The sequence below is a fragment of the Bilophila wadsworthia ATCC 49260 genome (assembly GCF_000701705.1).
GTDB classification, from domain to species: Bacteria; Desulfobacterota; Desulfovibrionia; order Desulfovibrionales; family Desulfovibrionaceae; genus Bilophila; species Bilophila wadsworthia.
In genome coordinates, this window is the sequence record NZ_JNJP01000127.1 from 1 (window position 1) to 7,313 (window position 7,313).

At 60.0% G+C, this 7,313-nt stretch carries 8 protein-coding genes; 5 read left to right on the forward strand and 3 right to left on the reverse strand.

Translation table 11 applies throughout. The features are described from left to right. Nucleotides 1-414 precede the first annotated feature (414 nt). Nucleotides 415-1,437 carry a DHH family phosphoesterase gene (locus tag T370_RS0120455; RefSeq protein ID WP_005028381.1) on the reverse strand — a complete coding sequence of 341 codons (1,023 nt, stop codon included), beginning with the start codon at nucleotides 1,435-1,437 and terminating at the stop codon, nucleotides 415-417. 89 nt (nucleotides 1,438-1,526) lie between these two features. On the opposite strand from T370_RS0120455, the gene T370_RS0120460 reads away from it, so the two are divergent. Beyond that, the gene (locus T370_RS0120460) at nucleotides 1,527-2,207 is read left to right on the forward strand and encodes a Maf family protein (RefSeq protein ID WP_051643929.1); all 681 of its coding nucleotides are present in this window, start codon (nucleotides 1,527-1,529) and stop codon (nucleotides 2,205-2,207) included. Here T370_RS0120460 and T370_RS0120465 read toward each other — a convergent pair. Both T370_RS0120465 and T370_RS0120470 read right to left on the reverse strand, forming a co-directional pair. Then, entirely contained in the window at nucleotides 2,174-3,052 is an 879-nt protein-coding gene (locus T370_RS0120465) for a type II secretion system protein (RefSeq protein WP_029436840.1), read from the reverse strand. The two genes, T370_RS0120460 and T370_RS0120465, sit on opposite strands and share 34 nt — an antisense overlap. An 82-nt stretch (nucleotides 3,053-3,134) precedes the next feature. Further along, a complete protein-coding gene (locus T370_RS0120470; RefSeq protein WP_005028378.1) occupies nucleotides 3,135-4,142 on the reverse strand; it encodes a tRNA dihydrouridine synthase in 1,008 nt (335 codons plus the stop codon). A gap of 169 nt (nucleotides 4,143-4,311) precedes the next feature. Here T370_RS0120470 and def point away from each other — a divergent pair, with 169 nt between their 5' ends. The 4 genes from def (at nucleotide 4,312) to T370_RS0120490 (ending at nucleotide 7,190) form a co-directional block, all read left to right on the forward strand. Beyond that, entirely contained in the window at nucleotides 4,312-4,830 is a 519-nt protein-coding gene (gene def / locus T370_RS0120475; protein WP_005028376.1) for a peptide deformylase, read from the forward strand. Continuing rightward, nucleotides 4,831-5,835, forward strand: a complete 1,005-nt coding sequence (fmt, locus tag T370_RS0120480; RefSeq protein ID WP_005028375.1) for a methionyl-tRNA formyltransferase — start codon at nucleotides 4,831-4,833, stop codon at nucleotides 5,833-5,835. 167 nt (nucleotides 5,836-6,002) lie between these two features. Continuing rightward, the gene (locus T370_RS0120485) at nucleotides 6,003-6,800 is read left to right on the forward strand and encodes a DUF116 domain-containing protein (protein ID WP_029436841.1); all 798 of its coding nucleotides are present in this window, start codon (nucleotides 6,003-6,005) and stop codon (nucleotides 6,798-6,800) included. 153 nt (nucleotides 6,801-6,953) lie between these two features. Then, nucleotides 6,954-7,190, forward strand: a complete 237-nt coding sequence (locus tag T370_RS0120490; RefSeq protein ID WP_029436842.1) for a hypothetical protein — start codon at nucleotides 6,954-6,956, stop codon at nucleotides 7,188-7,190. The last annotated feature ends 123 nt before the right edge of the window (nucleotides 7,191-7,313 follow it).

Genomic DNA, 7,313 nt, shown 5'->3' on the forward strand with positions numbered 1-7,313 from the left:
CACTCCCAGACCGTATGACTTAAACTTTGTAATTGCTTCATAAAAAGCCTCCTTGTTCTGCCTTGAGCGGTTCGGACAAGGAGGTTTGCTGTTTTAGGGAATTGTCAAACTGCAGGAGCCCCCCGGCTTAGCCGGGGGATCACGTCAAGGATTCGACCTTACCCAGTCCCTGCTCTCGGCTTTTCCTGTCGGCGCTTTTAACGGATTGTATCCAACCTCTTCATATGAAGGGCTGCTGAACAAGATTGTTCAGCAGCCCTTCTGCTTCCAAGAAAAAACGCCACGCCCTGTCCCCTGGCAAAATGGGAACGCCGCAAACAGGGATTCAATACAATCGAAAAGTTTAGGAAGGAAAGAGGAGGGGGGAGGGAACCCTTTTTAAAGGGTTCCCTCCCCCGGTTCCATATCCATACCCTACTCTTCCTCTCCCCCCTCCACACTCTCAACGTCTTCAACTTTCTTCTTTTGGGGCTTTTCGGTGAGCTTGCGGAAGACGAACACATCGACGCTGCGGCCTTCGGTCGCCTCAAGGGGAAATTCGGCACGCGCGAGGGCGCGGTGCCCGCCCGCATTACCGAGCGCACCAAGACGTGAGGCGGCGAATTCGCCAAGATCGACATGACCGTCGCCCCGGAAGATGACAACGACAGTATCGTTGTACACGCCGCAAACGCCGACCCACTTGATGCTGTGAACATGCGTAAAGAAATCCGCAACCACCACGAGTATATCGGGGTTCTCCACCGTATCCAGATAACAGTAGGCCCCTGAGCCGCACTGATGCATGGACGAGAAGGCGCGCGCAAAGTATTTGAGCCACTCGGGGAGGTATTCGCTGCGGGTGATGCGCGTGAGCAAGGCGGTGTCCCCGTGAGCGGCGAGATACTGGTAAGCGCGCAGGTCGATTTCCGTGCCCGTGCGGGTAAACGTGGCGGTATCCGTACGGATACCGTATTGCAGGGCGGTGGCAAGCCGGATGCCGGGCCGGATGTGGTAAGCCCGCAGGTACTCCGTGAGCAATGTGCTCACCGCGCCGTACTGGGGCCGGATGTCCACATAGGCGGCATCCACGGGATGCTCGGGGACAGCCGGATGATGATCGATAACAATGGAAAACGGGATACCCGCAAAGGCGGGGTTGTGATGCGGCTGCGAATCGACCATCGCAAAATGTGAATAGGAGGCTTTCAACTTGTCGGTCAGCGGAAGCATGGGGATGCGCAGATACCGGATCATCGCCAGATTGTCCGGCCGCGAAATTTCATTGATCCGGGCAATGGTGACTTTCCCGGTACGATGGGACATGATCCGCTTGAGGGCCATAGCCGACGCCATCGCGTCGGGATCGGCATTGATCACGATGAGCCAGTCGTCATTGCGGTTGAATAATTCCAGCAACTGCGTAAGACGCGAACTGAGTTTGCGAGTGGACGACATGATGACTCCTTTCAGATTTCTCTGTGAAGTCAGGCTAGCGCCTTCCGCAAACTTTTTCCAGTAGCATAAAGACGAAAAGGACCAAAACCGTGCAAGAAACCATGCCTTCCGGCGCATTCCGCGCGCTTCGCCCCATCATCCTCGCCTCATCCTCTCCCCGCAGGCGCGAACTGCTCGGCAGCCTCGGCATCGACTTCACCATCAAGGTTGTGGACGGCTCCGAACCCGCCCCCACGCTGGAAGACGATCCCGCCGCCTATGCCATGCGGGCGGCGCAAGCCAAGGCCGAAGCCGTAGCCCGCGCCGCCGGGCCCGAAACGCCCGACGCGGTGGTCCTCGGGTCCGATACCATCGTCGTACTGCACGAGGAACACGGCCCGATCATCCTCGGCAAGCCCGCCAGCCGCGACGAAGCCCTCGCCATGCTGCTGCACCTCTCGGGCCGGACGCATACCGTATACACGGGGTGTTGCATCATCTGGCTGTCGGCTCATGGGGAAAGCCGGACGGAACTGTTTTACGACGCCGCCGACGTGACCTTCGCGGAGTGGCCCGAAGACGTGCTCCGCGCCTACGCGGCCACCGGCGAATGCGACGACAAGGCCGGCTCCTACGCCATACAGGGCCTCGGCTCCTTCCTTGTCTCGGGAATCAAAGGCCAATGGGCGACAATCGTGGGCCTCCCCGTACTTGCCGTGGCGCAAAGGCTTATGGAAGGGGGAAGTATCGCTCCTCGTCACTGTTTGGGAACAAATCCTTTATCGAAATAGAGGACACCCGCACCCAATTTTGAGTCGAATGCAGGACCAAAGCTGGACGTATCCATCCCCATGCTTGAGACTATATTTTGGGCTTGGCGGATCTGTGCATCACTCAAGTTGGCACGGTAATTGTCCTTAATCAGGTTGATGGACTTTCCGTCATTGGAATGAGCAACCATCTGCTGAATCCAACTCTCGCCGTTACTGTTCTTATGAACCTGAAAAGTCAATGTATCTCCGCTCGCATTAGTGTATTGCAAATCGACATATGCACCGTTGCCACCTTGATTTACAATATTCTTTACTGTGTAGGAGACTCCATTGCCGAGAGAAATAACTTCACCCAAGATGTCATCACGAAAATCATGGCTGTCGGTAGCCAGTACTCTATCAAGATAGCCGAGCACCGCCTGAGAAAAATTTCCACTGAGCCCTTTTTCATCAGTGCACGACGGCAAATACAGTTTGCCCCCCGTCTCTACCGCCGTGTCGCTGTCGCCACGCTTGGCGTAGATAGCCACCCCGGAGGTGGTAAGGGTCCCGCCGCTGGCGCTTTTGTCAATACCGAGAGAAAAATCGCCGAACTTACTTTTGCCGTCGTCACTCAGCTTACTGATCTCGCTGACTTCCTCCACAGCCTTATCACACGGCTTTCCCTGCAAGATCTGTTGCCCGAAAGAAAGCTGGATGCGGGACTGCGCTTCGGCCACGGCGGAAAGGGCGGCCTTTTTCTCGGCGTCATCCTGCATATCAAAATACTTGGGGACGGCGACAGCCGCGAGGATGCCGAGGATGACCAGCACGGATATGATTTCGATCAGGGTAAAACCCAGACGATAAGGAGAAAACTTCATAGATTCCCCGGCATGGCGGTAGGGTGACAATTGGGGCGGGACTGCTTATCTGTAAATAACTGACTGAGGAAAATATACAAGATCACTCGGAAGAACTTTTTCCAGCCTCGAATGAGCGCAGCGCTTTTTCAAAATCGTCCCAGCTCCGGCAGGCAATGATATCCGCCCTGAGCTGTTTCGAACCTTCGATGTGCCGGACGTAACGTGGCACGATGGTCCGCATCTTGAGCAACGCCACCTTTTCCGTGCTGAGTTCCCGGGCGAGCCGCGCATGTTCCCGGATGCGGGCGAGCAGCGTCGCCACATCGGCAACCTCGGGTTCACGCCCGGCGAGCAGATCAAGATGCGCCTTGAAAATCGCCGGATCCCGCAAGGCCCCGCGCGCGTACATGACGGTATCCACGCCCGTTTCGGCGAGGCAGCGTACACCGTCCTCCGCCGTGAACAAGTCCCCGCTGGCGATGACGGGTAAGGAAACAAGCGCTTTCAACTCGCTGAGATATTCCCAGCGCGCCGTCCCGGTGAAGCCCTGCTTCGCCGTGCGGGGGTGCAGCGTCAGCCAGCCCGCGCCGAGCGCCTCCAGCGCCGGGGCCAGCACTCGCCACGTTTCGGCGGCGGGGGAACGTCCCGGCTCATCCCAGCCGAGGCGCAGCTTGAAGCCTACGCGTCCGCGCCCGGCAGCCCGGATCAGGGCTTCGGCAACGGCCAGGGCGTTGTCGATGTCTTTGCACATCGCCGCGCCGGACCCCGTGCGCGCCACCTTGGGGACGGAGCAGCCCATATTGCAGTCGAACCAGACGAACCCCTTGTCCCTGAGCTGCCCGGCCGCCGCCTCCATGAAAGGTGCCTCGCTGCCGAACAGCTGGACGACGACAGGCCCGTCCTCCGGGCAGGTGGCGAACAGTTCCGCCGTGCCGGGGCTCTTGTAGATGAGCCCCTTGGCGCTGATCATCTCAGTGCAGCAGACCGCCGCGCCGAACCGGCGGCACAACAGGCGAAAAGGCAAGTCCGACCATCCGGCCAGCGGGGCGAGCCACGGCTTGTCGGGAGCGAAAGGCAAAAAAACGTCGTTCGGCAAGGTGGCCACCATCGGTCGCCCGTCCGCCGTGGGAGGTTCTCCGTCCCGGCGGCCCGGCGAGGCTTGCGTACAATCTGTACATTATTGTTCGGACAGGGTATTGATAGTGCCTCAACATGAAGGCCTAGCCGCTTCTTAACCCGTTTTAACCACGAATGCCAACCCGTATACGAGAGCATACATGTCTTTGAAAATAGTCACTTATCCTAATCCGCTTCTTGGCAAGCCCAGCCTCCCCATCACTGAAGTCACCGACGAGATCCGTAAACTCGCCGAAGAAATGACCGAAGCGATGTACAAATCGGACGGCATCGGCATTGCCGCGCCGCAGGTGGGCCAGCTCATCCGTCTCGTCATCATCGACGTCACCGGCCCCGAAAAGCGCGAAGGGAAAATGGTGCTGGTCAATCCCGTATGGACGCCCCTTCCGGACGCCGGGTATGTGGAAAGCGAGGAAGGCTGCCTCTCCGTGCCCGACTACCGTTCCAAGGTCCGCCGTACCGCCCGGGTCCACGTCGAAGCCACCGATCTGGACGGCAACCCCGTCAGCTTCGACGCGGACGATATCCTTGCCATCTGCGTCCAGCATGAAATCGATCACCTGGACGGCAAGCTGTTCATCGACCGTATCAGCCGCCTCAAGCGGATCATGTTCGAAAACAAGCTCAAGAAAGGCACCCGTCAGAGTCAGGTGAAATAGATGGCCGCTCCGGAACAGAAAATGCGCGTCGTATTCATGGGGACGCCGGATTTCGCCGCCACGGTGCTCCGACATGTGGCGGCATGGCCCGGCTGCGAGGTCGTCGCCGCCTATTGCCAGCCCGACCGCCCCGCCGGGCGCGGGCACAAACTCCAGCCGCCCGCCGTCAAGGTGCTGGCGCAGGAGCTCGGCATTCCGGTCTTCCAGCCGCTCAACTTCAAGGACGAAGCCGACCGCGCCGCGCTCGCCGGGCTCCGCCCCGACGCGCTGGTCGTCGCCGCCTACGGCCTCATTCTGCCCCAATCCGTGCTGGACATCCCGACCATCGGGCCTTTCAACGTCCACGGCTCGCTCTTGCCCCAGTACCGGGGCGCGGCCCCCATCCAGCGGGCGATCATGGACGGCAACCACCTCACGGGGATCACCATCATGCGGATGGAGCGCGGGCTTGATACCGGGCCCATGCTGTTGCAGCGCGCGCTCGGCATCGGCATCGACGACACCGCCGCCACCATGCACGACGAACTGGCCGATCTCGGCGGGCGTCTCATGGTGGAAGTGCTCCGGCAGTACGCCGACGGCGATCCCTCCACGCCCATCCCGCAGGAAGAGGCGCTGGCGACCTACGCCGCCAAGCTGACCAAGGCCGACGGGCACATTGACTGGGATGAGGACGCCGCCGTCATCCATGCCCGTATCCGGGGCGTGACCCCGTGGCCCGGCGCACAGACGGTATTCCTGCTGCCGGGGCGCGATCCCCTGCCCGCGCTGCTTCAGCCGGGCCGGGTAGGTGAGACATTCACTGGTGGGCACCCCGCTCCGGGAACCCTCGTGGCCTTGCGGGGCGGCAAGCTGCTCATCGCCTGCCGCGACGCCCTGTATGAGGTTTCCACGCTCAAGCCCGCCGGAGGCAAGCCCATGTCCGCGGAGGCCTTCTGGAACGGTTATTGCCGCGCCGCCAACAAGGACGGCTGCGGCCGCGCCGTTTCTCCCTCTTTAGGATAGAAGACCGTGGGAGGGCGCTTTGTCCCAAAAGTGTCCGCCCACGCCCCCCCACCCGCAAAAACGTTGACTGGTGGGGAGGCCGCGCACGAGGAGCCCCGTTGCGCGGAAAGAAAAAATATCTTCCTTGATGTTCCTCAATCCTTTCACCTCATTCGGGCGAACCCAAGGTGAGCATCTCCAAGTCCGCATTTTCCCTGTCCAAGGATGAATACGAAGGTACCGGCAAGCGGCTGTTCATCGGTCTGGTGATCGGCACGGCCATCCTGCTCTGCGTGCTGCTTCTGCTCATCTGGCTTGTCCCGACCATCGGGTTCGCGGCCATCCATCCGTGGCTCCCGTTCATCGCGGGCATCGTCTTCGGCGGGGCCATCCTCGGAATCCTTTGGCTTTCCGTGGGGCTGGTGCTCCACGCCTACACCGGAAAGCCCATACTCGGCACATCGCGCCTGCGCGGCATCACTATCCGCCTGCTCCTGCCGATCATGGAGCTCATGGGCCGGATGATGCGCATCCCCGTAGCCGCCGTGCGCCGTTCCTTCATCAAGGTCAACAACGAGCTGGTCCTCAGCAGCGGCATCCAGTGCGAGCCGCGCCAGCTTCTCGTGCTCCTGCCCCACTGCATCCAGTCGAGCCGCTGCACCCACCGCCTTACCTACCACATCGACAACTGCGCCCGCTGCGGGGCCTGCCCGCTCAAGGACGTACTCAACCTGCGGGACACCTACGGCGTGCAGGTCGCCATCGCCACCGGGGGAACCATCGCCCGCCGCATCGTCGTGCAGGCCCGCCCCAAGCTCATCGTAGCCGTGGCCTGCGAGCGCGATCTGTCCTCCGGCATTCAGGATACGCACCCCCTGCCGGTCTTCGGCGTCATCAACGAACGGCCCAACGGCCCCTGCCTCGACACCTTCGTCAGCATCCGGCGGCTCGAATCCGCCATCCGGCATTTCATCGGCATACAGTAGAATGGCGTATGCCTCCGGCGGCGGGGATACACTCTTTGCCGCCAAAGAAGTGCTTCAGGTACCTGAAAGCCGTCGCCACTTTATTGACTTTCGTTATCACTTGTAACATGGTTACGGCCTCATCAATCCCCAATTTCCTTGCGTGAGGCCCACATGCTGAAAAACGTCTCCACTCCGGCGTCCCTGTTGCTTCTTTCGTGCAGTATTCTTATTTTTACAGCGGCATACGCCTTCATCAACAGGTATCAGTTCCTTGCCACCGAGACCCAAGTCATCAAGTACGATACATTCACAAACACCATGACCGGCTACCGGGGCTCCACTGCGGAAGAAGTCAATCTCGATACCGGGGCGTATCGCAACTACAATATCATCAAAACCACCCGCTGATCTCCTCAACGGGAAAAGCCGGAGACGATTCCTCCGGCTTTTTTGCTTTCTCCAAGCGGTTCCGGGAGACGTACGCCTCCGAAACAAAAATATGCGTCCACTCTATCTGCCGTTAGCCCATAC

Excerpts from the sequence above, each read along its gene's own strand:
- T370_RS0120470 (WP_005028378.1), bottom strand. The coding sequence starts at position 4,142 with ATGGTGGCCACCTTGCCGAACGACGTTTTTTTGCCTTTCGCTCCCGAC.
- def (WP_005028376.1), top strand. The coding sequence starts at position 4,312 with ATGTCTTTGAAAATAGTCACTTATCCTAATCCGCTTCTTGGCAAGCCC.
- T370_RS0120490 (WP_029436842.1), top strand. The coding sequence starts at position 6,954 with ATGCTGAAAAACGTCTCCACTCCGGCGTCCCTGTTGCTTCTTTCGTGC.
- T370_RS0120465 (WP_029436840.1), bottom strand. The coding sequence starts at position 3,052 with ATGAAGTTTTCTCCTTATCGTCTGGGTTTTACCCTGATCGAAATCATA.
- T370_RS0120455 (WP_005028381.1), bottom strand. The coding sequence starts at position 1,437 with ATGTCGTCCACTCGCAAACTCAGTTCGCGTCTTACGCAGTTGCTGGAA.
- fmt (WP_005028375.1), top strand. The coding sequence starts at position 4,831 with ATGGCCGCTCCGGAACAGAAAATGCGCGTCGTATTCATGGGGACGCCG.